18 protein-coding genes are annotated in these 23,876 nt (G+C 68.7%); 6 read left to right on the top strand and 12 right to left on the bottom strand.

Annotation, left to right across the window (positions count from 1 at the left end; all coding sequences use genetic code 11):
• Window positions 1-10: 10 nt before the first annotated feature.
• The gene (locus BKA15_RS36800) at window positions 11-1,180 is read right to left on the bottom strand and encodes a GTP-binding protein (protein ID WP_179750164.1); all 1,170 of its coding nucleotides are present in this window, start codon (window positions 1,178-1,180) and stop codon (window positions 11-13) included.
• 224 nt (window positions 1,181-1,404) lie between these two features.
• Between BKA15_RS36800 and BKA15_RS09415 the strand changes: the two genes are divergently transcribed.
• Window positions 1,405-3,552 (top strand): transglycosylase domain-containing protein, encoded by a 2,148-nt coding sequence (locus tag BKA15_RS09415; protein ID WP_246322742.1) that lies wholly within the window; start codon window positions 1,405-1,407, stop codon window positions 3,550-3,552.
• A gap of 159 nt (window positions 3,553-3,711) precedes the next feature.
• Entirely contained in the window at window positions 3,712-5,832 is a 2,121-nt protein-coding gene (locus BKA15_RS09410) for an ABC transporter substrate-binding protein (protein ID WP_179750160.1), read from the top strand.
• Between the two features lie 72 nt (window positions 5,833-5,904).
• On the opposite strand, the gene BKA15_RS09405 is transcribed toward BKA15_RS09410, so the two are convergent.
• The 3 genes from BKA15_RS09405 to BKA15_RS09395 are packed head-to-tail and all read right to left on the bottom strand — an operon-like array spanning window position 5,905 to window position 8,658.
• Window positions 5,905-6,789, bottom strand: a complete 885-nt coding sequence (locus BKA15_RS09405; RefSeq protein WP_179750158.1) for an alpha/beta fold hydrolase — start codon at window positions 6,787-6,789, stop codon at window positions 5,905-5,907.
• Window positions 6,790-6,796: 7 nt separating this feature from the next.
• Window positions 6,797-7,795, bottom strand: coding sequence for an ABC transporter substrate-binding protein (locus BKA15_RS09400; protein WP_218871167.1), 999 nt, complete (start codon window positions 7,793-7,795; stop codon window positions 6,797-6,799).
• Between the two features lie 26 nt (window positions 7,796-7,821).
• Complete coding sequence (locus BKA15_RS09395) at window positions 7,822-8,658, bottom strand: helix-turn-helix domain-containing protein (RefSeq protein ID WP_179750156.1); 837 nt, start codon at window positions 8,656-8,658, stop codon at window positions 7,822-7,824.
• A 70-nt stretch (window positions 8,659-8,728) separates the two neighbouring features.
• Here BKA15_RS09395 and BKA15_RS09390 point away from each other — a divergent pair, with 70 nt between their 5' ends.
• Complete coding sequence (locus tag BKA15_RS09390; RefSeq protein WP_179750154.1) at window positions 8,729-9,634, top strand: phytanoyl-CoA dioxygenase family protein; 906 nt, start codon at window positions 8,729-8,731, stop codon at window positions 9,632-9,634.
• 15 nt (window positions 9,635-9,649) lie between these two features.
• Here BKA15_RS09390 and BKA15_RS09385 read toward each other — a convergent pair whose 3' ends face one another.
• The 8 genes from BKA15_RS09385 to BKA15_RS09350 all read right to left on the bottom strand — a co-directional run bounded on the left by BKA15_RS09385 (window position 9,650) and on the right by BKA15_RS09350 (window position 21,355).
• Window positions 9,650-10,174: an MmyB family transcriptional regulator gene (locus BKA15_RS09385; protein WP_179750152.1), complete on the bottom strand. Its 525-nt coding sequence runs from the start codon at window positions 10,172-10,174 to the stop codon at window positions 9,650-9,652.
• A 122-nt stretch (window positions 10,175-10,296) separates the two neighbouring features.
• Complete coding sequence (locus tag BKA15_RS09380) at window positions 10,297-12,540, bottom strand: glycoside hydrolase family 3 C-terminal domain-containing protein (protein ID WP_179750150.1); 2,244 nt, start codon at window positions 12,538-12,540, stop codon at window positions 10,297-10,299.
• Window positions 12,541-12,599: 59 nt separating this feature from the next.
• Entirely contained in the window at window positions 12,600-13,097 is a 498-nt protein-coding gene (locus tag BKA15_RS09375) for a winged helix-turn-helix domain-containing protein (RefSeq protein WP_179750148.1), read from the bottom strand.
• A 231-nt stretch (window positions 13,098-13,328) separates the two neighbouring features.
• On the bottom strand, window positions 13,329-15,020 hold the full coding sequence (locus tag BKA15_RS09370; protein ID WP_179750146.1) for an ABC transporter family substrate-binding protein: 1,692 nt from the start codon (window positions 15,018-15,020) through the stop codon (window positions 13,329-13,331).
• Between the two features lie 211 nt (window positions 15,021-15,231).
• On the bottom strand, window positions 15,232-17,283 hold the full coding sequence (locus BKA15_RS09365; RefSeq protein WP_446685537.1) for a dipeptide ABC transporter ATP-binding protein: 2,052 nt from the start codon (window positions 17,281-17,283) through the stop codon (window positions 15,232-15,234).
• Between the two features lie 92 nt (window positions 17,284-17,375).
• Entirely contained in the window at window positions 17,376-18,323 is a 948-nt protein-coding gene (locus BKA15_RS09360) for an ABC transporter permease (protein WP_179750142.1), read from the bottom strand.
• Window positions 18,324-18,325: 2 nt separating this feature from the next.
• The gene (locus BKA15_RS09355) at window positions 18,326-19,309 is read right to left on the bottom strand and encodes an ABC transporter permease (protein ID WP_179750140.1); all 984 of its coding nucleotides are present in this window, start codon (window positions 19,307-19,309) and stop codon (window positions 18,326-18,328) included.
• Window positions 19,310-19,606: 297 nt separating this feature from the next.
• Window positions 19,607-21,355 carry a dolichyl-phosphate-mannose--protein mannosyltransferase gene (locus BKA15_RS09350; protein ID WP_179750138.1) on the bottom strand — a complete coding sequence of 583 codons (1,749 nt, stop codon included), beginning with the start codon at window positions 21,353-21,355 and terminating at the stop codon, window positions 19,607-19,609.
• Window positions 21,356-21,410: 55 nt separating this feature from the next.
• On the opposite strand from BKA15_RS09350, the gene rsmI reads away from it, so the two are divergent.
• From rsmI to BKA15_RS09335, 3 genes are read left to right on the top strand one after another with little or no spacing between them, the layout of a single operon-like run.
• Window positions 21,411-22,259, top strand: coding sequence for a 16S rRNA (cytidine(1402)-2'-O)-methyltransferase (gene rsmI, locus BKA15_RS09345; protein WP_312878894.1), 849 nt, complete (start codon window positions 21,411-21,413; stop codon window positions 22,257-22,259).
• The gene (locus tag BKA15_RS09340; protein WP_179750135.1) at window positions 22,252-23,136 is read left to right on the top strand and encodes a TatD family hydrolase; all 885 of its coding nucleotides are present in this window, start codon (window positions 22,252-22,254) and stop codon (window positions 23,134-23,136) included. The genes rsmI and BKA15_RS09340 overlap by 8 nt, the downstream gene beginning before the upstream one ends.
• Complete coding sequence (locus BKA15_RS09335) at window positions 23,137-23,736, top strand: nitroreductase family protein (protein ID WP_179750133.1); 600 nt, start codon at window positions 23,137-23,139, stop codon at window positions 23,734-23,736. It begins immediately after the preceding gene.
• Window positions 23,737-23,876: the final 140 nt, after the last annotated feature.

Genomic DNA, 23,876 nt, shown 5'->3' with positions numbered 1-23,876 from the left:
AGGAGCGGATTCAGCTACGGAGATCCAGGGTCGTCGGGTGGGCGTGGCCGAAGGACTCGTGGAGGTGGAGCGGATCGGGGAGCCGGCGCCAGGTGCCCGGGCCGAGGGCGTACTCCTCGTCGGTCAGTTCGCAGCTCGCCAGCAGGGCGTCGATCCGGTCCGGTCGCAGGTTCTCGCCGGTGAACGCGAGCCAGCAGCCGCGGTCGCCGAGCTCGGGGTCCCAGTTCAGGATGCCTTCGGTGTCCAGCGTGCCGGAGCAGCGCTCCGGGCGGTCGGCCAGCCACCTGCCGCCGTTGCACAGGCTGAACTGCGGGCCGATGCTGGTCCAGGCGATCTTGCGGTCGGGGACCGAGGACACCCAGACGCGGCCTCGGGTCCAGACGCAGTCCCGGATGATCGCGCCGAGGGCCCGCTTCAGCCGGCCGGGGTGCAGCGGGCGGCGGGTGTGCGCCAGGTGGGTACGGATCCGGCCGCGGCCGTCGTCGTGGGCGACCGCGACCGATCCCGGCGACGTACGCCAGCCGACCTCGACCGGGTCGTAACCGTCGCGACCGGCATCGGGCGGCGGCAGGATCGACGGGCCCTCCCCGAGCATCGTGGCCCAGCCGTGCGGTGCGACGTGTCGGGCCAGCTCGAGCCCGAGTACGAAATCGGCGGTCGAGCCGGGGCCGCCGACCAGGATGTAGCAGTCGCTGTACAGGAGTTCCTCGATCAGGAAGCCGCCGCACGCCTGGTCGCCGTGCCCGATCCGGATCCCGCGGCTGGACAGCGGTTCCGCGGACTCGAGGTCGGCCGGCAGCGTGACCGGGTCGAGGGCGGTGATCAAGGAACCGAGCTCGAGTCGCTCCTGGACCAGCGGAGGCAGCGAGCCGAGGGCGTCCAGCACGACCCAGCCCGGGATCGCCGGCGGCAACATGATCAACAGGCCCTCACACCAGGTGGCAGCCGAGTACTCGCCGAGGACGTGGGCCAGGTCGGTCAGCACCGTGCACGGGACACAGCGCTGCCCGCAGTGCAGCGTCGTCGAGTCGAGCCCGCCGCAGCCGTCGCCGAGCGAGCGGACCAACCGGTCCTGACCGTCGGTCCGGTAGTCGAGCGTGGGCAGCCGGTGCCCGGCCAGGTGTTGTCGGGCCACGGCCAACGGGCCCGGATCCAGGCCGGTCAGGACGACGATCCGCACGTCGGAACCCTCTCCTTGGTCAGTTAGGTAACCCTAATCTAACTGACGCGGACACCGAGTGAGTGAGCCGGGTCGCCCCGAAATCTTGCAGCCCGCCCCGGACTCGACAACCAGTTCTTCGGCCTGGCCCGGCGCTGGGTAGGGTGGGGATGGTGGCTGCGGCAGTGAAGACTTCGGGGTGGGCCACCGCTCGGCGTGGGGTTCGGGTGGTGGCCTCATTGATCATGTTCTTGTTGGTGAGTGTGCTCGCCGGAGCCCTCGTTGCCGGGCTGTTCATCCCGGTCGCGGGCCTGGCCGGCGTGACCGGGCAGGCCGCGGCCGAGGAGGTGGCGGACCTGCCGGCCGAGCTGGACACACCACCGCAGGCGGAGCGGTCGAAGGTGCTGCTCGGCAACGGCGAAGTGCTGACGTACTTCTATGCTCAGAACCGGGTCTACGTGCCGCTGGACAAGATCGCGCCGGTGATGATCCAGGCCCAGCTCGCGATCGAAGATCACCGCTTCTACGAGCACGGCGCGATGGACCTGACCGGCACCCTGCGCGCCTTCCTGCGGACCTCCAGCGGCGACACCCAGGGCGGCTCCTCGATCAGTCAGCAGTACGTGAAGATGGTGCTGGTCGAGTCCTGTGATCTTGATCAGGCCTGCATCGCCCAGGTCACCCAGGCCAGCGGCACCGCCGGCATCCAGCGCAAGATCCGCGAGCTCCGCTACGCGATCGCGCTGGAGGAGAAGTTCAGCAAGGACGAGATCCTCGAGCGCTACCTCAACATCGCCTACTACGGCCAGGGCGCGTACGGCGTCCAGGCGGCGGCCCGGCACTACTTCGGGACGACGGCGGACCAGCTGACCCTCCCGCAGGCGGCGATGCTGGCCGGCCTGGTGCAGAACCCGAATCAGGTCAACCCGGTCTCGTCACCGGATGCGGCGATCGAGCGGCGCGACTTCGTGATCAACCGGATGGCCGAGCTGCGGATGATCAACGCCAAGCAGGTGCGCGAGGCGAAGGCGACCAAGTTCGACGAGAGCCAGGTGCAGAAGACCCGGAACGGCTGCGTCGGCTCGCGCTATCCGTTCATCTGCGATTACGTACGGCGCACGCTGCTGCAGTCACCGAGCCTCGGCAAGACCGAGAAGGAGCGGGAGCACACGCTGCTGCGGGGCGGTCTGACGATCGAGACCGCGATCGACCCGGACGTGCAGGACATGGCGCAGAAGCGACTGAGCAAGGTCGTCTCGCCGACGGATCCGATCATCTCGACGATGAACATGATCCAGCCCGGCACCGGATTGATCTTGGCCATGGCGCAGAGCCGGCCGGTGATGGGGACCAACTCCAAGAAGGGCGAGACCTACTACAACTACTCGGTGTCGCCGTCGCTCGGCGGCGCGGAGGGCTACCAGGCGGGCTCGACGTTCAAGGCGTTCACGGCCGCGGCGGCGTTGGAGCGGGGCATTCCGATGTCGAAGACGTACGACGCCAAGAAGACGATCAACCTCAAGGACCGCAGCTTCCGTACCTGTGAGGGCCGGTCCAAGATCGGCAAGTGGAAGGTCTCGAACTCCACCAACGCCAACGGCAAGATGGACATGAACAAGGCCATCCAGATGTCGGTGAACACCTACTTCGCCCAGTTGGTGCTGCAGGTCGGACTCTGCCGGACCACCGAGATGGCCGAGAAGCTGGGCATCGAGAGCACCGGCAAGGACGAGCGTGAGGGTCACGAGGGCGAGATCCGTGACCTGGTCGACTACTACCAGTACAACCCGTCGTTCACGCTCGGCTCGGTGGAGATCTCGCCGATCTCGATGGCCGAGGCGTACGCGACGTTCGCCGCCCGTGGCATCCACTGCGACCCGACGATCATCAAGAAGGTGACCAACCCGGCTCGCAAGGAACTGGAGGTGCCGGACGGGAACTGCAAGCGGGTGCTGGACAAGGATGTCGCCGACGGGATGAACCGGCTGCTGTCCAGCGTGATCACCAAGGGCACCGGCAAGCGGGCCGCGATCAAGGACGGCCGGCCGCAGGCGGGCAAGACCGGCACCATCGACAGCAACGAGGCCGTCTGGTTCGCCGGCTACACGCCCGAGGCCGCGGGCGTCGCGATGATCGCGATCGACAAGCGGCAGAAGCCGTTCATCCGGGGCAAGAAGGGGTTCCGCTCGCGTGGCGTGAAGGGCTTCAAGCTGGAGAGCGGCGAGCGGCTGGAGGGCTCGGGCAGCGGCGACGCCGGCCAGGAGATCTGGAAGCCGACCATGGAGCGCTACCTCAAGGACGAGCCGAAGACCAAGTTCAAGAAGCCGCCGAAGAAGCTGATCGGCGAGAAGAAGAAGCCGCCGAAAGAGGAGAAGAAGCCCGAGCGCGACTGAGGTTCGGCCACGATTCGGAATCACCCTGGCGCCCGGTCTGGGCAAGCGTGCCGCTCCTGTGAGAGGTTTGGGGAGAAAGTGTCGCGACAAAACAAACTCGCGGCGACCCAGCCAAACTGGATGAACCAGGACGGACCAGCTGCAGTGGAAGGGCCAAGGATGGATGCCTCCCAGATCTCTCGACGTGCGTTTCTCTACGGATCGGCGGCGTTGGCCGGCGGCGCTGCGCTCAGCGCCTGTAGCGGTGGTGGCGGCGACCCCGGCGGCGGCACCGAGACTTCGGGCGGCGGGTCGACGGCCAAGGGGTCGGTGACCGAGCCGCTGCCCAAGCCGGCGAAGTTCCAGCAGGCGCCGAACATCGACAGCAGCCTGCCGCCGGTGGAGGAGCGGTTGCCGGAGAATCCGTACGTCGTCCCGCACCGGTGGGTCGAACCGGGCAACTACGGCGGCCGGCTGAACATGAACGTGTTCGGCACCACGGGTGCAGGGATGGCCAACTCCGACCGGGAGTTCTTCTACGGCCACTCGATCCTGCGCTACCTCAATGACGGTCAGGACGTCGGACCGGGTCTGGCCGAGAGTTGGGAATCCAACGACGACGCCTCGGAGTGGACCTTCCATTTCCGGAAGGGCCTGAAGTGGTCCGACGGTGAACCGTGGACGACGGAGAACATCATCTGGTGGTGGGAGAAGTTCGTCCTGGACCAGAAGATGGCCCAGACCCCGCCCGACGACGCCCGTTCCGGCAGTGGCAACCTGGCCAAGTTCGAGGCCGTCGACGACCTCACCCTGAAGCTGACGTTCGACACCCCGGCTCCGCTGACGGCGGACAAGATCGCCGCCTGGGTGAACGGCAACATCGGCAAGAACGGCCCGATCTGGATGATGCCGAGCCACTACCTCAAGCAGTTCCATCCGGAGACCGGCAAGAACGTCCCGGACAACTGGGACACCGTCGGCGGGTTGATGGAGCAGAAGGCCGACTGGCACCGCAACCCGGACTGCCCGACCATGATCGGCTACAAGTGCAAGTCGTTCGACAACTCCAAGGGCGTCGTGCTGGAGCGGAATCCGTACTACTGGTGCGTGATGCCGAACGGTGATCAACTTCCCTACATCGACGAGATCCAGTTCTCCATCGTCTCCGACGCCGAGGCCGGCAAGCTGCAGATCCAGCAGGGCTCGGTGGACTACTGCCACGGCTGGTTCAATCAGGTCACATTGCAGGACGTGCAGGGGATCCGGGACTCGAGCGAGACCGCCGGCACCGAGATCATTTTGTGGGACAGCGGGTCCGGCACCGGGTCGATCATGTTCCTCAACTACGACTACATCGAACCGGAGCTCCGGGAGCTGATCCGCATCCCCAAGTTCCGGCAGGCGATCTCGCACGCGTTCAACCGCGAGGCGGTCCGGAAGTCGGTCTACTTCAACACCGGCGAGGCGACGACGGGCACGCTCAGCCCGAAGGCCGTGGAGTTCAACATCGACGAGGCCAGCAAGAAGCTGTACACCGATTGGCGGGACGCCTACGTGGCGTACGACCCGGAGAAGGCGAAGGCGCTGCTGGACGAACTCGGCGTCAAGGACAGCAACGGCGACGGGGTCCGGGAACTGCCGAGCGGCAAGAAGCTCGAGCTCCGGCTGGACTACCACGCGGACGAGTCGGCCGAGCATCGCGGCAAGGACGCCCAGCTGGTCGCCGACCTCAAGGCCGTCGGGCTGACCATGACCCAGAACCCCATTCCGCCGCAGTCGTACGACGACCAGTGGAAGACCGGCAAGTTGATGTCGCGGACCAACTGGGAGGTCGGCGACGGCCACCCGTTGATCTACGCCGGCTGGGTGGTCCCGGTCCAGTCCTCGCACTGGGCGCCGCTGCAGGGCACCTGGTTCACGCTGCTCGGCACCGGCACCAACGAGAAGGAAGTCGACGTCGATCCGTACAAGCGGCATCCGCCGCGGATGGAGCCCGAGGACGGCAGCCCGGTCAAGAAACTCTGGGACCTCTACAACGCGGCCAAGGTCGAGCCGGACGAGATGAAGCGGCACGGCCTGGTCTGGGAGATCTTCAAGCTGCACATCTCCGACGGCCCGTTCTTCATGGGCTGTGTCGCGAACTACCCGCAGGTGATGGTGATCAAGAAGGGTCTGCGCAACGTGCCGCGCAACGAGAACCTGGCCCTCGGCGGCTGGGTGAACCCCTGGATCCACCCGACCCCCGCCGTGTACGACCCTGAGTGCTACTTCTGGGACAAGCCGGAGGACCACGCGTCCTAAAAGGGCGAAGTCGGATCGATCCCTGAGCCTGGCGAAGGGCGAGCCCCGGTCGGGTTACGCACTTCGACAGGCTCAGTGCACGTCCGGTACCTGCTCCCGGTCCGGTAGGTGCCGCAGGATCTCGGCCACGACGAGCTCGGGCTCGGTGAACATCACGTGATGGCCCGACTGTGTGGCCGGAACGAACCGACCGCGATCCAGACGCTCGGCAGTGATCCGGTGCGCCCCGTTGATCGCCGCGCGCAACTTCCGCTCGGCCCGGGTGATCTTGGTCCCGCTGATCACGGAGACCTCGATCCCGTCCAGCCTGGGCTGGTTCCGGCCCAGGTCCTGGAGATCGTCCAAGAAGCCGTCCAGCTCGGCGATGGCGGCTCGTGCGGCCGAGACGGTGAAGTCATACCGGAGATGATCATGGACGACGTCGGCGGGCTGCTTGCGCCCCATCCGTCCGCCGAGCCGTCGGTAGAGCCCGGTCCGGGCCATCGGCACCAGGAGACGCCGGGACAGGGCGAACTGCCGCCGGGCTGCCGGCGTGAAGAACTCGGACGTGTTCTCGTCGCTCTGATCGACCAGCACCAGCCCGATGATCGGGAACTCCCCGGTCGCGGCCAGGCTCCGGATGATCGGCCCGCCCCAGCTGGCGCCGACCAGCAGGTACGGGCCGGCGTCGCCAAGGTGGCGCAACAGGTGGGCCAGGTCCTCGACCAGGCGCCCCAGGGCGCGCGGCCCCGGCGCGGGATCGCTGCGACCGAAGCCGGCGCGGTCGTACACGACGGTCGTCGTCCGCGCCGCGACCGCCGGCTGGACCAGGCCCCAGATCGACCCCGACAGGCCCATACCCGACTCGAACACGACCGTCGGTCGCCCGCTGCCGCGCCGGCGATAGTGGAGCCGGCGACCGTCGGGCAGCGTGCTGAAGCCCGCCGGGCCGTAGGTGTGGTCAGGTTCGTTGATCATGGGATGGTCAACCTTCCGCCTTCCTGTCCTGTCCGGGGCTGAGTTTGGCGGCGAGGAGAGGGGTAACGGTGTCGATGGCGTACTTGATCGACAGGGGTGAGTTGAGGCTGAAGGCGGAGCGGACGTCGGCCGCGTCCAAGATCAGATAGCGGCCGTCGCGGACGGCCGGGATGCTCTTGAAGGTGCTGACCTTCTCCACGTCGGCGGCGGTCTTGCCGATCGGCTGCACGATCAGCAGGTCGCCGTCGAGCAGGTCGAGGCGCTCGTCCGAGACCCGCACCGAGAAGCGTTCCGGTTGCTCCTTCTCGATCGCGGGATTGGGTACGAAGCCCAACCGGTACAGGAACTTCGGCCGGTCCGCGGCCGAGATGTAGGCGCCCCAGCCCTCGCTCGTGTACGCGGCGACGGTGATCGTCCTGCCGGCGAACTCGGGATGCGCGGCGGCCGCCTCGGCGAAGGCCCGGTCGATGTCGGCGAGCAGCGCCGTACCCTGGTCCGGTACGCCGAGCGCGACCGCGATCATGGTGATCTGCCGCTCGACGTTGGTCAGGTAGTTGTCCCCGCCCTCGGGTACGCCGACGGTCGGCGCGATCTTGCTCAGCCGGTCGTAGCGGCCCTGATCACCGGAGCTCTTGACGTCCAGGATCAGGTCCGGCGCCAGCTCGGCGATCTCCTCGTACGACGGCTCCAGGGTGCCGATGATCTTGGGCGGTGCGTCATAACGGGCCTTCGCCCAGGGCCCGACTCCCTCGCCACCGAAGGCGAGCCAGTCGCTGGCGCCGACCGGCTGTACGCCGAGGGCGAGCGCGGTCTCCGCGTCGCCCCAGCCGAGCGCGACCACCCGCTGCGGCTTCGCCGGGATCACCACGTCGCCGAACTTGGTCGGCACGGTCACCGGGAAGCCGGCCCCGCCGGCGTCGGCGCCGGGCTCCGGTGCGGCGGTGCCCTGGCAGGCCGTGGTGAGCAGCAGGGCCAGCCCGGCCATGATCACGAACAGTCGGCGCACGCCGCCCCCTCCGGAAAACAAGTGACTTAGGTGATCCTAACCAGGCCGGAGCGGCGATAGCGGGCCGGGGTGGTCCCGGTCGTGACCCGGAACGCGGCGTGGAACCGGCTCAGCGAGCCGAAGCCGGAGTCGAGGGCGACCCGGGCGATGGACTGGTCGCCCGTCAGCAGCAGCCGCTGCGCCTCGGCGATCCGGCACTGCAGCAGGTAGCCGCCGATGGTCAGCCCGATGGTGGCGTGGAACAGCTCCATGGCGTGCTGCGGGCTCAGATGAGCGGCCGCGGCGACGTCGGCGACCCGGATCGGCTCCCGGTACGTCCGCGAGATGAACCCTGCCATGACCGCCACCGGGCTGCCGGCGAACGACACCGGCCCGGAATGATCACGATCGGCGGCCGGTTCCAGGCCGAGCGCGATCCGCCGGCAGGCGGCCCGGGCCTCCAGGGCGACGATCTCGGTGTACGCCGGCGAGCGCTCGAACTCGGCGGCCCAGCGCAGCATGATCGCCCGGTCCAGGTCGGGATCGTCGGCCGCGTGCACGATCTCGCCCCGGAACAGGGCCGCCAGCAGGGTGTCGGGCAGTTGCCAGGACAGGAACCGGTCCAGTGGCACGGTCATCCAGATCAGCCGGGTCTGCGGGCTCACCTCGATCAACTGGTGCGGCGTGCTGCCCCAGAAGATCCCGGGCCGGCCGGTCGGCAGCCGCTGGATCCGGCCGCCGATCAGGTAGTGCAGCGGCCCGGCGTCGGACAGGTTCAGCTCGATCTCGTCGTGCGCGTGGGCGGTCTCCATCGCGCGGGCCCGGCCGGTCCAGCAGGCGAAGCCGAACCGCTCGCGAGCGGTCTGCGGAGAACGCTGCATCATCCGAGGATCCAGGATTTTTCCGCGGCTGACCAGGACGACCTGGCATCGGCTCGGATCCTAGCCTGGCGGTATGACTGCGACAGCAACGTCTTCGTACCTGCTCGACGACGACCAGGTCGAGTTCTTCGACCGCAACGGCTACCTGATCCTGCGCAACCGGATCCCGGCCGGCCTGGTGGCCGATCTGCGCCGGGCCACCGACCAGTGGCTGGAGCAGGGCCGGCTCGGCCGCGGCCCGGCCGGCCAGGAGGGCGACTTCAAGTTCGCCGACCGGGACGGCCACGAGGTGATGTTCCGGGTCGACTACGTGCACGGCAAGGGCTCCGCGGTCTCGCTGCAGCTGCTCGGCTCCCCGCACGTGCTCGGCATCGCCGAAAGCCTGGCCGGCCCCAACTTCGTGCCCACCTACGAGTCGCTGGTGTTCAAGGCGGAGGGCGACGGCGCGCCGATCGAGTGGCACCAGGACGCCGTCCACCCGCGGAACCACCGGATCTTCAACATCGACATCTACCTCGACGACTCGCTGGCCGGGCACGGCGCGCTGCGCGTGGTGCCCGGCTCCCAGCGAGCGGAGGCCGACATCTGCACCCTGGCCGACAGGTCCGGCTGGGACGTGCCGGGCGCGATCGAGGTGGACATGCACCCGGGCGACGTGCTGGTGCACGACACGATGATCGTGCACGGCTCGCCGGCGACCCGGGGCGAGGCGCTGCGCCGGACGCTCTACTACGAGTTCCGGCCGGCCGAGCAGATCCTCGGCGAGGGGCCGTGGGACGCGGACTGGGTGGACGCCCGGCTGCGGCTGGTCCCGCTCGGCCTCCGGGCGTACGCCGAGCGTGCGGACGCCGCGGAGCCGTACCGGTGGCGGATCGACGACCAGCTCAGGCCGGTGCCGGCCGGCGATCCGGAGGCCGAGCTGCGGATCGTGCACGAGAAGCACACGCCGGGCACGTTCTGCAGCGCCGGCAGTGTCTGAGGGTCGGGTTCCCGCTCAGCAGCCGGTGCCGGCGGACAGCCGGTCGAAGGCCCGCCGGGTGTGGTCGTCGGCGGGCAGGCAGACCACCAGGAACTGCTGCTCGACGATGGACAGGTCCAGCAGTTCGTACGCCAGCCGCAAGGTCCCCGCAGCCGGGTGCTGGAACGGGATCTCGCCGAACGGCTGACCGTCGGCGGTGAACGCCGCGAACCGTTCGCCGAACTCGGGCGCCTCCGCCGACAGCGACGCCACGAACTCCTCGGTGTGCGGGCAGGTGGACCGGCGCAGCTGGCGCAGAGCGATCTCGGCGGCGAGCTCCCAGTCCGGGAAGGTCTCGCGCGCCCGCGGATCGGCGAAGATGTAGCGGTTGGTGTTGGGCGGCGAACCGTCGAGCAGGCCGGACGGACCGAACAGCAGCCGGCCCCCGTTGTTCCAGGCGATCACGTCGCCGATCTGGTTGATCACCAGTGCGGGTGTCGGCTCCAGTCGGGTCAGCACCGCCCGGACGGTCGGGCGCAGCGCGTCGCGATGGTCCGCCACGCGGCTGATTCTAGGGGCCTAGCGGGCGGTTCGGCAGACTTGTGGGCGGGGCAAAACTCTGATATCAGAGGATAACAATTTGATCATGGCCCGCCCCGGACCGAGTTCCTCCAACGAATTGATCAGCTACGACCGGGCAGCCGGCTGAGCAAATCGGTCAGCTGACCGTCGGAGATCTCGGCGCCCGGGAACGAGGCGAGTCGCCGGATCGGCATCGAGCCGATCATGGCCAGGGTGGCCGGATCCTCGATCATGGCGGCCAGCGGATGGTGGGCCAGCAGCTTCTGCAACGCGGCCCGGGCGGCGGGCACGGCCATCACCTCGGCCAGTGAGGACGAGGGAGTGAGCCGGTTGACCTCCTCTTCGCCGGACACCTCGACCATGATCATCCCGCGGATGTCGCGACTGGAGCTGCCGACCTCGATCCGGTACCGGCCGCCCTCGACCAGCCAGCGGCTCTGGATCGGGTGGTAATAGGCCAGTTCCGAACGCGGGATGATCAACTCGACCTGGCGGGACTCGCCGGCGGCCAGCTCGACGATCGTGAAGCCGATCAGCTGACGCGGCGGACGGCTGACCCGCGATCCCGGCAGCCCGGCATAGACCTGGACGACCTCCCGGCCGCTGCGCTGACCGGTGTTGGTGATCCGGACCCGGAGCCGGAGCCCGTCGCCGTTCTGCTGGGCACTGGCGCCGGAATACTCGAACGTCGTGTACGAGAGCCCGTGGCCGAACGGGAACGACACCGGAAGGTCCCGGGCGTCGAAGTAGCGGTAGCCGACGAAGATCCCCTCGCTGTAGTTGATCTTGCCGAACTGGCCCGGGAAGTCGAGATAGGCCGGGGTGTCGGACAGCTTGAACGGGATCGTCTCGGCCAGCCGCCCGGACGGGTTCACCGCGCCGAACAGCACGTCGGCCAGCGCCGCTCCGCCGGCCTGGCCGAGCAGCCAGCCCTCGATCAGCCCCGGCACCAGATGCTGCCAGCCGGACACCCGGACCACGCCGCCGTTGGACAGGACGACGATCACCCGCGAGTTCACCGCCAGCACGGCGTCCAGCAGCGTGGTCTGGTCCGCCGGGAGCTCGAGATGCTGCCGGTCGAAGCCCTCCGACTCCTCCTCAGCCGGCAGCCCCAGGAAGATGATCACCACGTCGGACTGTTCGGCCAGGGCGGTGGCCTCGTCGCGCAGCGACACCAGGTCACCGTCGGTGCCCGGTCCGATCCGGTAGCCCGGGGCGAAACTGACCCGGTCCTGGCCGGCGTACCCGACGATCTCGCCGAGCGCCCGGTCCAGCCGGGTCGGGTTGATCATGGAACTGCCGGCGCCCTGATAGCGAGGCTCGCGGGCCAGCTCGCCGATCACCGCGATCGACTCGCTGCCGGCGGGGTCCAGCGGCAGGATGTCGTCGACGTTGCGCAGCAGCACGATGCTCTTGCCGGCCGCCTCCCGGGCCAGCGTGTGATGACGGTTCCGGTCGAAGTGCGGGGCCTGGCCCGCCGCGCCGGCCTTGACCCGCTCGGCCAGTTCCGCGACCCGGCCGGCGGCCCGGTCCACCGCCGCCTCGGCCAGGGCGCCCCGCTCGACGGCGTCGATGATCACAGCGTCGGACCGGCCGCCGGTCGAGGGCATGATCAGATCCAGGCCGGCACCGATCGCCGACACCGGGTCGTCCACGGCGCCCCAATCGGAGACGACCAGTCCGGTGAAGCCCCATTCGCCGCGCAGCAGAGCGGTCAGCAGCCACGGGTGTTCGGTGGCGTAGACGCCGTTGATCTTGTTGTAGGCCGCCATCACCGTCCACGGCTGCTGCTCGGTGACAATCCGGTGGAAGGCGCGCAGATAGAGCTCGCGCAGGGTGCGCGGGTCGATCTCGGAGCTGCTCCGGAAACGATCATGCTCGGCATTGTTGGCGGCGAAGTGCTTCAGCGACGCGCCCACGCCCTGGCTCTGGATGCCCGCCACCATGGCCGATCCCAGCACGCCGGTGATCAACGGATCCTCGGAGAAGTACTCGAAGTTGCGGCCGCAGAGCGGTGACCGCTTGAGATTGATCCCGGGGCCCAACACCACCCCGACCCCGGCCGCCCGGGCCTCGACTCCCAGCGCCCGGCCGACTCGGCGGACCAGGTCGACGTCCCAACTGGAACCGAGCGCGACCGCCGGCGGGAAGCAGGTGGCCGGCAGACTTCCGCTGAGCCCGAACTCGTCGGCGCCCTCGGCCGGCCGTCGCAGCCCGTGCGGGCCGTCGGAGACCACCACGGACCCGATCTCGCGCACGCTCTTGGTCGTCCACGCGGTCTCGCCGCTGGTCAGCGACGCCTTCTCCCGCAACGTCAGTTCGCGGACCAGTTCGGGTCCCGCCATGGCGCCCCACCCTTCGCTAGCGTCGTGCGACACGGCACTCGTGCCAGGTCGGGGGTCATTCAACTTGCTGCGGCCAGGATGATCAAGAGAGGCACGACGCGTTCGACCGGGACCTCGTGAACTCCGCGGGCGCCACTGCGCAGCCAGCCGGCCGCGATCAGTTGACGTAGGTGATGGTAGACCTGCCCGGTGGTGCCCAGCCCCTCGGTCCGGGCCAGCTCGGCGGCGGTCGTCGCGGACCGGCGCAGCACCAGCTGCAGGATCCGCAACCGGACCGGGTGTCCCAGAGCCGCGATCCGCGGCGCCAGGTCGACCCAGTCCCGCTCCAGCACCTCCGCCGGATCATGCCCCATCTGCCAGGCGACCGGACCGTACGACAGCTTGACCAGCCCGGCGTACGTCAGCGCGGAGTCACCGGCGCGCCGGCGCAGCTCCTCGAGCACCCAGAAGCGGTCCGGGTCGCCCGGCACGAGTTCGGCCGGGGCCGCGTCGGGCTCCAGCCGTCGTTCCAGCCGCTCGATCCGGGCGGTCAGCTCGGCGTACTCCTCGCTGGGCATCGGTCCTCCCGTCCCCACTCCTGCTCACTCTGCCGATCTTCCGGCAGAACGACAGTATTACGTCCGGAACCACCGCGGAGCCGGTAGCGCAAACCCGCGGGAGCCGGCGACCTCATGATCACTTCGGCCCGTCGGCCGCCGGGCATGCCGAAGGGCCGGCGGCGATCGACGCCACCGGCCCTCCGGTCTCGGTCCAGCTGCCCTCGGCTCAGTGCAGGCCGAGGACCATGATCACTTCTGCCAGCCGATGTCCTGCGGCTTGCCGACGAAGAAGATCCCGGCGCCCATGTTGGCCAGGCCCTTCTTGGCCGCCAGAATGGTCGGCCCGTTGGTCAGCGGCATGATGCCCCAGGTCTCAGCCATGATCTCGGTCTCCAGCTTGTTGCCGGCCTCGATCTGCGCCTTCGGGTCACCGATCTTGGCCACCTCGGCGATCTTCTTGTTGATCTCCTCGCTGCCGGTGCCGGAAGCGTTCAGCGAGCTCGGCTCGCAGTAGACCTGGCAGAAGTACGCGAAGCCGAACGGGTCGGAGGACGAGAAGCCCATCGGGAACAGGCCGAACTGCTTCTCGGTGAAGACCTTGCTGAACTCGTTGGAGCCCTTCTGCTCGATCTTCGCGTCGACGCCGATCTCCTTGAGCATCGAGTTGATCGCCTTGGCGCGGGCCTGGATGTTCGGGTCGTCGCCGATCACCGGGAGGGTGATCGACAGCTTCTTGCCGCCCTTCTCCCGGATGCCGTCGGCGCCCGGCGCCCAGCCGGCCTCGTCGAGCAGCTTGCCGGCGGCTTCCTTGTCGTACTTGTAGCCGGCGGCGGTCAGGTTGTCCTGGTAACCCTCCTGGAACCCGTACAGGTTGAACGAGCCGGGCGGCTCCTCGGTGTAGTTCAGGCCCTGGAACGCGATGTCGGCGATCACCTTGCGGTCGATGCCCATGAAGATCGCCTGGCGGACCTTGGCGTCCTCCAGGCCCGGGTGCTTGGAGTTGACGACCATCAGGCCGTTCCGCGCCGAGGCACTCTTGCGGATCTCGATCGTGCCCTGGTCGACCATCGGCTGCACCTGGGCGAGCTTGTCCTTGGTGGCGACGCTGGTGATGTCCAGCTGGCCGTTCTTGAACGCGTTGATCGCGGCGGTGTCCTCGAGCGCCTTGTAGACGCGGCTGTCCAGCTTGCCCGGATCGCCCCACCACTTGTCGTTGCGCTTGAAGCTCAGCGTGCCGTTCTGCTGATCGAACTTGTCCACCGTGTACGGCCCCGCGCCGAGCTCGGCGTGCGGGTTGTTCACGTACCCCTTGTTGAAGAGGTCATAGTCGACCAGCTTCGGGTGCAGCACGTAGTTGAAGAGGCCGCCGACCCAGGCGTAGACGCCGTCGAACGTGACGACGGCCTGCTTATCGTCGGCGCCCTTGGCGACGGACTTGATCTGGGAGTAGCCGTCGGTCGAGCTGACCAGGTACTTCTCGTCCTTGCCGTTGCTCGTCTTCCACAACGTCTCGAAGGCCCGCCAGTCGATCGGCGTGCCGTCGTTGAAGGTGGCCTCCGGGGTGATCGTGTAGGTGACGACCGTGTTCCCGTCCACTTCCTCAGTCTTGATGTCGGTGAGGTAGTCCGGGTTGGCCGACCACTCGCCCTCAGGGGTGAAGAGGATCATGACCGGGTTGTACCAGCGCCAGAACGACAGCGTGTACGCCGTGCCGTCCGCCTGGACCGTGTTGAACTGCGGCGAGATCTCGGGCACGTCCGAGGTCAGCGTGCCGCCGTCCTTGACATTGTCCCGCGGCTGCGGGTTGTACTGCGCCTCGGTGGCGAGCTCGCTCGCTCCGACGGTCGGCTCGGTGTTTGGAGTGGTTCCCCCTCCACAAGCCGCCAGTGAAAGCGCGAGCGCCGCGATAGCGGCGACCGCGGACTTTCTTCCGATTCCCATGGTGATGGTCCTTCCTGATCGCGCAGGGTGCGCGAGCGTTTCCGCATGATCGGTCGCTGATCCGGCATCTCCGACCCCCCGGACATGCCGTCGAACAGAATAGGACCAGGGCCGGGATCGGACGGAGCGACGCGTGGAATCGTCACCCTTCCGAGACTCGACCGAGTTCCTCATTCGGATCGTCTTTCTCCTTCTTGCACTCTCGGTTCGCTCACCGGAAATGGCAGGCATTCGTGTGTACGCCCTCCACTCCGGTCAATTCCGGTGTCTGTGAGAAACACCGGTGCTGTTGTTCCTCCGGCAACGTGACCCGGAGCTGACACCGGCTGGCGAACCGGCAGCCGGGTGAGTCGTCGATCGGGCTGGGCAGGTCGCCCGTGAGCAGGATCCGTTCCCGGGTGCGCTCCTTGACCGGATCCGGCACCGGAATCGCGGACAACAGGGCCTGGGTGTACGGGTGCTGCGGATTGTCGAACACCGCGTCGATCTCGCCGTACTCGACGAACCGGCCGAGATACATGACCGCGACGCGATCGGCGATATGGCGCACCACGGACAGGTCGTGCGCGACAAAGAGGTACGACAGCCCGAGCTTGACCTTCAATTCGTCCAGCAGGTTGATCACGCCCGCCTGGATCGACACGTCGAGCGCGGAGACCGGCTCGTCGAGCACGATCACCTTCGGGTTCGTGGCGAGCGCCCGGGCGATGCCGATCCGCTGCCGCTGGCCGCCGGAGAACGCAGCCGGGAACCGGTCGCTGTGCGCGGGATCGAGGCCGACCAGCTCCATCAGCTCGGCGACCCGGTCGTTCACCTCGCCCTTGCCGTAGTTCAGCGCCCGCATCGGCTCGGCGATGATGTCGAACACGGTGAACCGCGGATCGAGCGCGCCCATCGGGTCCTGGAAGACGATCTGCAGGTCCCGGCGCAGCTTCCGGGTCGCGGCCCCGGACAGCCCGGCCACGCTGGTCCCGCCGACCCGGAGGTCGCCTTCGGGCTGCTCGCTCAGGTTCATGATCTCGAGCAGGGTCGTCGTCTTGCCGCAGCCGGACTCGCCGACGATGGCCATCGTCTCGCCCTCGCGGATGTCGAAGCTGATCCCGTTGACCGCGTAGACGGAGCCGATCCGGCGCTTCAGCAGCGCGCCCCTGAGCAGCGGGAACGTCTTGGTCAGGTTGGACACCTCGAGCATCGGCTTCCGGTGCGCGCGCGGGGTCTCGGTGAGCTCGCTCTCCGGCAGCTCGGGCACCGGGTAGATCGGCTCGCCGTCGATCATGCCCTCGCGGATCTCGCCGGACCGGATGCAGGCGGCCCGGTGCCGGCCCCAGTCGCTGATCGGGGCGGCCGGGTCGACCAGGCCGAGCGGCGCGACCTCGCCGAGTTCCGGCTCGGCTTGGCGGCACTCGTCGATCGCGATCGGGCAGCGCGGCGCGAACGGGCAGCCGGGCGGCAGGTTGATCAACAGCGGCGGGTTGCCCTTGACCGGGACCAGCGGCGTCTTCTCCGCGACGTCGACCCGGGGGATCGCTGCCAGCAGCCCGATCGAGTACGGCATCCGGGTCTCGTAGAACAGTTCGTTCACCGGGGCCTGCTCGACCGGCTTGCCCGCGTACATGACGATCACGTCGTCGGCGTTGCCGGCGATCACGCCGAGGTCGTGGGTGATCATGATCACCGCGGCGCCGGTCTCCTCCTGGGCCACCTCCAAGACGTCGAGGATCTGCGCCTGGATGGTGACGTCGAGGGCCGTGGTCGGCTCGTCGGCGATGATCAGGTTCGGGTCGTTGGCCATCGCGATCGCGATCACCACGCGCTGCCGCATGCCGCCGGAGAACTCGTGCGGGAACGACCGGACCCGCGCCTTCGGGTTCGGGATGCCGACCAGCTGCAGCAGGTCGACCGCACGGTCCCAGGCGTCCTTCTTCGACACCTGGTGGTGGGCGGCGATCGCCTCGACCAGCTGCTGGCCGACCGAGTAGACCGGGGTCAGCGAGGACAGCGGGTCCTGGAAGATCATCGACATCTCTTTGCCGCGGATCCGGGACAGCTGCCGGTCGTTCAGCGTGAGCAGCTCGCGGCCGTTGAGCTTGACCGAGCCGCCGGTGCGGGCGGTGTCGGCGAGCAGGCCCATGATCGCCAGCGAGGTGACCGACTTGCCGGAGCCGGACTCGCCGACGATGCCGAGGGTCTGGCCCGCCTGCAGGTCGAACGACACGCCGCGGACGGCGTCCACCCGGCCGGCCTCGGACGGGAAACTCACCATGAGGTCACGGACCGAGAGCAGCGGGCCGTCCGGCCCGCCGTTCCCTGAGCCTGGCGAAGGGTCAGTGGCGGTCGTGGGGCTGGAGAACGTCATCAGGCCTGGCCTCCCGCGGTCGAGGTGGGATCGAGGGCGTCCCGCAGTCCGTCGGCGACCAGCGCCATCGACACGGTGAGCAGGGTCAGCGCGGCCGCCGGGAAGTAGAACAGCCAGGGTGCGCTGGTGATCGTGTTCGCGCCGGACCCGATCAGTGCGCCGAGCGACACGTCCGGTGCCTTGATGCCGAAGCCGAGGAACGAAAGGCTGGTCTCGGTGAGCACGGCGCCGACGACGCCGAGGGTGAACTGGATGATCAACAGCGAGCCGATGTTGGGGATGATGTGCCGGATCACGATCCAGATGCCGCGCACGCCCATGAACCGGGCCGCGGTGACGTACTCTCGTTCCCGCAGCGAGAGCGCCATCGTCCAGATCACCCGGGCCTGGAAGAACCAGCCGGTCAGGGTCAGGATCGTCGCCACGATGAGCCAGTTGCCGCCGGAGGCGTTGGAGATCATCGCCAGGATGAGGAAGGTCGGCACCACCATCAGGAAGTGGATCACCACCAGGGTGGAGCGCTCGTAGACGCCGCCGAAGTAGGCGGCGGAGGCGCCGACGACCGCGGAGATCACTGTGGTGCCGATCGAGACGATCAACGCGATCAACAGCGACCGCTGCAGCCCGTGCACGGTCTGGGCGTAGATGTCGTTGCCGGCGTTGTTGGTGCCGAACCAGTGGTTCGAATCCGGCTCGGTGGTCAACGCGGTGAAGTCGGTGGCAAGGTAGTCGTGCTGGGCGATCAGGCCGCCGAACAGCGCGAACAGGATGATCAAGATCAAGATCACCACGCCGGCGACGGCCGGCCGGTTGCGCAGGAAGCGGCGCAGATAGAGCGTTCCCTTGGACAGCCGGCGCCTGGGCTGGGCCGACTGCAGCAGTTCCGCGGTCGGATCATGATCGGGATCGCCCGAGTGGCCCGGGACGTTCATCACCTCGGTCGACATGATCAGCTCACCCGCACTCTCGGATCGAGGACGACGATCGTGATGTCGGACAGGATGGCGCCGATCGCCGTCATCAGCGCGCCGAACGCCGCGGTGGCGACCGCCCCGTGCACGTCGTTGGTCGCCAGGGTCTTGGCGAAGTAGCGGCCCATGCCTTCCCAGGCGAAGATCGTCTCGGTCAGGATCGCGCCGGTGAACAGCGCCGGGATCGAGAAGGCGACCTGGGTGGCGACCGGGATCAGCGAGGTCCGCAGCGCGTGCCGGCGGACCGCCTGCGCCTTGGTCAGCCCCTTCGCCCGCGCCGTCCGTACGTAATCGGCGTTGATGTTGTCCAGCAGCAGCGATCGCTGCAGGAAGTGCGTTCCGGCGTAGCCGGTGATCACCAGCACCAGGGTGGGCAAGATCAGGTGCTGCGCCTTGTCGACCAGGAACGGACCGAACCCGGAGATGTCGTCGCTCTGGGCACCGACCACGTAGAAGACGGTGCTGCCGACGGCCTGGTTGAACTGGATCGCCACCAGGACGATGCCGAGCGCCGCGACGACGACCGGGATGTTGAGGGTGATGATCGAGGTGCCCTGTGCGACCCGGTCGGACAGCTTGTATTGCCGGGACGCCGTGTAGACGCCGAGCGCGATGCCGAGCAGGGTCATGATGATCGTCGCGCCGAGGACGAGTTCGGCGCTGATCCAGATCCGGAACCCGATCTGGTCGTTCACCGATTCGCCGACCGGGCTGCGGCCCCAGTCCCACCGGGTCACGATGCCGGTGATCCAGATCCACCAGCGCTCGAAGATGTTGACCTGGTCGTTCAGGTTGTACTGGTTCAGCGTGCCGTTGATCACGTCCTGCGGGACCGGTGGGTTACGGCCGACGAAGTTGGAGCGGGCCTTCAGATAATGATTGGCCAGGAAGTACGTGATGTTCGTCGCGACGAAGATCATCAGCAGCCAGCCAGCGATCCGCCGTACCAGATATCTGATCACCGAATTGGTCCTCCATGATCCGCGCTCACAGGCCCGCTGAGTACGGCAACGGACTCTAGCGTCCATCGGCTCGCAAGCCGAGCCTGCACCGGTCGGGCGATGCCCCAGGCCCGGATCTTCCGGGCGCGGCTCACTGACCGATCCTGTCCAACAACGCGTGTCCTCCCCAGGGCACAACAGGCGCCGACGCCTGACTCTGGCGAGACTCTAATCCCCAAGGCCCGTTTTTGCCGCATCCTGACGGTCTTGTCACACAGTCGCAACAGGACTTCCGGTATCGGCGTTACTGGGTCGTTATCAGATCCAGCCGCGGATCCACATCCTCGCCCGCCACTGCTGATAGGTCAGCACGGCGTCGGTGAGGATCGGATAGATGAAGGCGAAATTCGCCCCGACCAGCGCGATGAACGCACCGATCCCGATCGCTGCCACGGCCCGCCGGTCCAGCGGCAGCGTGCCCGCGGCGAAGAGTCCGGCGAGGCTCCGGGACGGCGCGCCGCGGGCGTGCTGATGGCGAGCGTGCACTGGGCCTGTCGACGTGCCGAGCCCGGTCGGTCCTTGCCCTTCGACAGGCTCAGGGGACGGGTCCGGCACCGCTCGACGAGCGGCGCCGGGCCCGGCGCGCAGGTCCGCAGCCGAGCCGAGCAGGCGACCCAGGACCAGAGCGACGGCGGTGACCGAGAACGGAACGATCGTGATCGCGTAGAAGAGGAACTGCGGCCGGTCGGTGTACTGGAACCAGGGCAGCCAGTTGCTCAGCACGCCGACCACCGGGATGCCGAACCGCCAGTCCCGGCCGCCGACCCACAGGACCAGCGCAGCGACCAGTGCGATCACCGCGGCCCACCACAGGGCGGGCGTGCCGATCCCGGAGATCACCCGATAGCACTTCTCCGCGGCGGCCGGGCAGCCGTCGGTGCCGCCCGGGATGTCCAGCACGGCGTCGATCCCGATCACCCGGCCCAGCACCAGCCAGCCGGCCGGGTTCGCATCGTACGGGTGGGTCGCCTGGGCGATGCCGTCGCCGGTGTGGAAGTTCCAGATCGCCTGGTTGTACGCCAGCAGCGAGGCCAGCGGGTCGCCCAGCAGCCGTACCGACAGGGCATCGGGGTGGTTCTGCCCCCAGTCCCGCAGGTAGCCGTCGCTGCCGGCCAGCCAGCTGGCCCAGCTCGCCACGTAGATGATCACGCTCAGCACGACCAGGGAGACGAACGCGGGAATGCCGTCCCGGATGATCGCCAGGCTGGACCGGACCCCGGCGCCGGCGACCCGGCGGGCGCCGACGTCCCAGGCCAGCGACAGCAGGGCGAACGCGGCGAGCGGGTAGAGCGCGTTCCACTTGGTGCCGAGGGCCAGTCCGAAGCACACTCCGGCCGCGATCCGCCACGGCCTGATGATCAACGCCGGGCCGAACCTCCCGCCGAGATCGGCCAGACCGTTGCCGGACAGATGATCAGCGAGCTTGTTCCGGAACCAGTCCCGGTCGGCGATCAGACAGGCCACCGCCGCGACCACGAAGACCGCCAGGAAGATGTCCAGCAAGGCGATCCGGGACATCACGAAGGCGAGCCCGTCGAACGCCAGCAGCAGCCCGGCCAGCCCGCCGATCAAGGTCGACCGGGAGATCCGGCGGACCAACCTGATCACGACGAAGATCAACAACGAGCCGAAGACGAGCGAGGAGAACCGCCAGCCGAACGAGTTCATCCCGAACAGGTATTCGCCGAACGCGATCAGCCACTTGCCGACCTGCGGGTGCACGATGAACGCCGCGCTGTCCTTCATCACGTCGAGATTGCCGGCGACGATCGCGTCGTTGGCGTTGTCCGGCCACTCCCGCTCGTAGCCGAACCGGAGCAGCGAATACGCGTCCTTGGCGTAGTAGGTCTCGTCGAAGACGAGCTTGTTGGGGTACGCCAGGTTGACCGATCTGATCACGAAGCCGATCAAGGTGATCAAGGCCGTGATCGCCCAGCTGAAGGCACGGTCGGTCGGCTGCTCGACCCGCAGTCGTTCCACTACGGTCAGTCCGTCCGCTCGCGCCACCCGGACATACTAGTGAGGCCGGGTGTGCGTGTCGTGTGCGTGAGACGGAGGCGATGTGGGTCGAGTGGTGCTGGTCGGTACGCCGATCGGCGACCTGGGCGACGCCTCGCCGCGGGTGTCCGAGACGCTGGCCGCCGCCGACGTGATCGCGGCCGAGGACACCCGGCGGCTGCGCCGGCTGCTGGACCGGCTCGGGGTGACGACCTCAGCCCGGGTGGTCTCCTACTTCGACGGCAACGAGGCGGCGCGGGCGGCCGAACTGATCGAGGCGCTGCAGGGCGGGGCGACGGTGGCCGTGGTCAGTGACGCCGGGATGCCGTCGGTGTCCGATCCGGGGTTCCGGCTGGTCGCGGCCGCGGTTGAGGCCGGGATCGAGGTGACCGCCGTGCCCGGGCCTTCGGCCGTGTTGACGGCTTTGGCACTCTCGGGACTGCCGACCGATCGGTTCTGCTTCGAGGGTTTCCTGCCGCGGAAGGCGGGGGAGCGGTCCCGCCGGCTGGCCGGGCTGGCCGACGAGCCCCGTACCGCCGTGTTCTTCGAGGCGCCGCACCGGACCGAGGAGGCGCTGCGGGCGATGGCCGACGTCCTGGGGGCGGAGCGCCGGGCGGCGGTGTGCCGGGAGCTGACGAAGACGTACGAGGAGGTCCGGCGGGGGACCCTGGCCGAATTGGCCGACTGGGCCGGCGAGGGGGTTCGCGGCGAGGTCACCATCGTCGTGGCCGGGGCGGCAGCCTCGCGCGGCGACACGGACGATGCCGTGGCGGTGGTGCGGCGGCTGGTGGCCGACGGGTCGAAGCTGAAGCCGGCGGTGGCCGAGGTCGCGGCGGCGCGCGGGCTGGCGAAGAACGAGTTGTATGCGGCCGTCCTGGCCGCGCGGGAGGGGAACAGTGGTGGAGATGCGTGAGCGGCGGGCCGCCACGACCGAGCAGGGACAGCGGCGCAACCTGGACCGGCCGGCGGTGCCGGAGCCGCTGCCGTACCCGGTGGTGGACAGTCACTGCCACCTCGACGTTGCCGACGGCAAGACCTCGCTGGCGCCGGACCAGGCGATCGAGCTGGCCGCCTCGGTCGGCGTCCGGCGGATCGTCCAGGTCGGCTGCGACGTCGCCGGGTCGCGCTGGGCGGTCGAGGCGGCGGGCCGGTTCCCGAGCGTCGTCGCCGCCGTCGCGATCCACCCCAACGACGCCGCACGGCTGACGACGGTCGAGCTGGCGGCGGGGCTGGGGGAGATCGCCCGGCTGGCCGCCGATCCGCTGGTCCGGGCGGTCGGGGAGACCGGGATGGACACGTTCCGGACCCGGGACGAGCCCGGGCTGGCGATCCAGCGGGAGGCGTTCGCGGCGCACATCGCGCTGGCCAAGCAGCACCGCAAGGCGCTGATGATCCACGACCGGGACGCGCACCAGCCGATCCTCGACGTGCTGGACGCCGAGGGCCCGCCGGAGCGGATCATCATGCACTGCTTCTCCGGGGACGCCGAGTTCGCCAAGGCGTGCCTCGACCGCGGCGGGTTCTTGTCCTTCGCCGGTACGGTCACGTTCAAGAACGCCGAGCCGCTGCGGGAGGCGCTGGCGATCACCCCGCTGGACCGGATCCTGGTCGAGACCGACGCCCCGTACCTCACCCCGGAGCCGTATCGCGGCCGGCCCAACGCCTCGTACCTGATCCCGCATACGGCCCGATTGATGGCCGACGTGCTGGGGCGGGAGCTCGAGGAGATCTGCCGGGCCTTGTCCCGGAATGCCGACGTCGCCTTCGGCGGAGCCTGGGCGGAGGCCTGAATGGAACTGTCGGACGTGCTGCGCCGGCGCCGGATGATCCGGGCCTACCGGCCGGACCCGGTGCCGCCCGAGATGATCACCAAACTGACCGAGGCCGGCCGCCGCTCGCCGACCGCGGGCTTCACCCAGGGCGTGTCGTTCCTGGTGCTCGACCGTCCCGCCGATGTCGCCGACTTCTGGGCCGCCACCGGCTCGGCGGGCGACGAGAACTCGTGGCTGGCCGGGATGCGCTCGGCCCCGGTGTTGATCTTGGTCTGGACCTCGGAGGCGGCCTACCTGGACCGGTACGCCGAGCCGGACAAGGGCTGGACCGACCGCGATCCGTCTCGCTGGGCCGCCCCGTACTGGTGGGTCGACGCCGGCATGGCCGCCCAGACCATCCTGCTCGCCGCCGTCGACCTTGGTCTCGGCGGCTGCTTCTTCGGCGTCCCGCCCGAGCATCAGGACGCCGTCCGAGCCCGGTTCGGCGTCCCCCATGATCAACTGTCGGCGGGCGTGATCAGCCTCGGCTTTCCGGCTGCAGCAGGCGCCCCCGGCTCACCCAGCCGCCGCCCCCGCCGCCCCACCGAGGACCAGGTCCGCCACGGCCGCTGGTCCTGATCGACCCGGAGTGGCACTGAATTGCAGGTTGCTGCCCTCGCGGGGCCCGATTTCGAGGGTCTGTGGGCAGCAACCTGCAATTCTGTGCCACTCGCGGATCAGGCGGGATCGCCGCATGGGCCGCGGCCTGGGTCCTCGCT

Source organism: Microlunatus parietis, from assembly GCF_013407955.1.
GTDB classification, from domain to species: domain Bacteria; phylum Actinomycetota; class Actinomycetes; order Propionibacteriales; family Propionibacteriaceae; genus Microlunatus; species Microlunatus parietis.
The sequence above is the reverse complement of the archived record's forward strand: the minus strand, read 5'-3'. Positions and strand labels throughout refer to the sequence as shown.

Coding starts and splice junctions, on each gene's coding strand:
- BKA15_RS09415 (WP_246322742.1), top strand. CDS start 1,405: ATGTTCTTGTTGGTGAGTGTGCTCGCCGGAGCCCTCGTTGCCGGGCTG.
- BKA15_RS09410 (WP_179750160.1), top strand. CDS start 3,712: ATGGATGCCTCCCAGATCTCTCGACGTGCGTTTCTCTACGGATCGGCG.
- BKA15_RS09405 (WP_179750158.1), bottom strand. CDS start 6,789: ATGATCAACGAACCTGACCACACCTACGGCCCGGCGGGCTTCAGCACG.
- BKA15_RS09395 (WP_179750156.1), bottom strand. CDS start 8,658: ATGATGCAGCGTTCTCCGCAGACCGCTCGCGAGCGGTTCGGCTTCGCC.
- BKA15_RS09390 (WP_179750154.1), top strand. CDS start 8,729: ATGACTGCGACAGCAACGTCTTCGTACCTGCTCGACGACGACCAGGTC.
- BKA15_RS09380 (WP_179750150.1), bottom strand. CDS start 12,540: ATGGCGGGACCCGAACTGGTCCGCGAACTGACGTTGCGGGAGAAGGCG.
- BKA15_RS09375 (WP_179750148.1), bottom strand. CDS start 13,097: ATGCCCAGCGAGGAGTACGCCGAGCTGACCGCCCGGATCGAGCGGCTG.
- BKA15_RS09370 (WP_179750146.1), bottom strand. CDS start 15,020: ATGGGAATCGGAAGAAAGTCCGCGGTCGCCGCTATCGCGGCGCTCGCG.
- BKA15_RS09365 (WP_446685537.1), bottom strand. CDS start 17,283: ATGGTGAGTTTCCCGTCCGAGGCCGGCCGGGTGGACGCCGTCCGCGGC.
- BKA15_RS09360 (WP_179750142.1), bottom strand. CDS start 18,323: ATGTCGACCGAGGTGATGAACGTCCCGGGCCACTCGGGCGATCCCGAT.
- BKA15_RS09340 (WP_179750135.1), top strand. CDS start 22,252: ATGCGTGAGCGGCGGGCCGCCACGACCGAGCAGGGACAGCGGCGCAAC.
- BKA15_RS09335 (WP_179750133.1), top strand. CDS start 23,137: ATGGAACTGTCGGACGTGCTGCGCCGGCGCCGGATGATCCGGGCCTAC.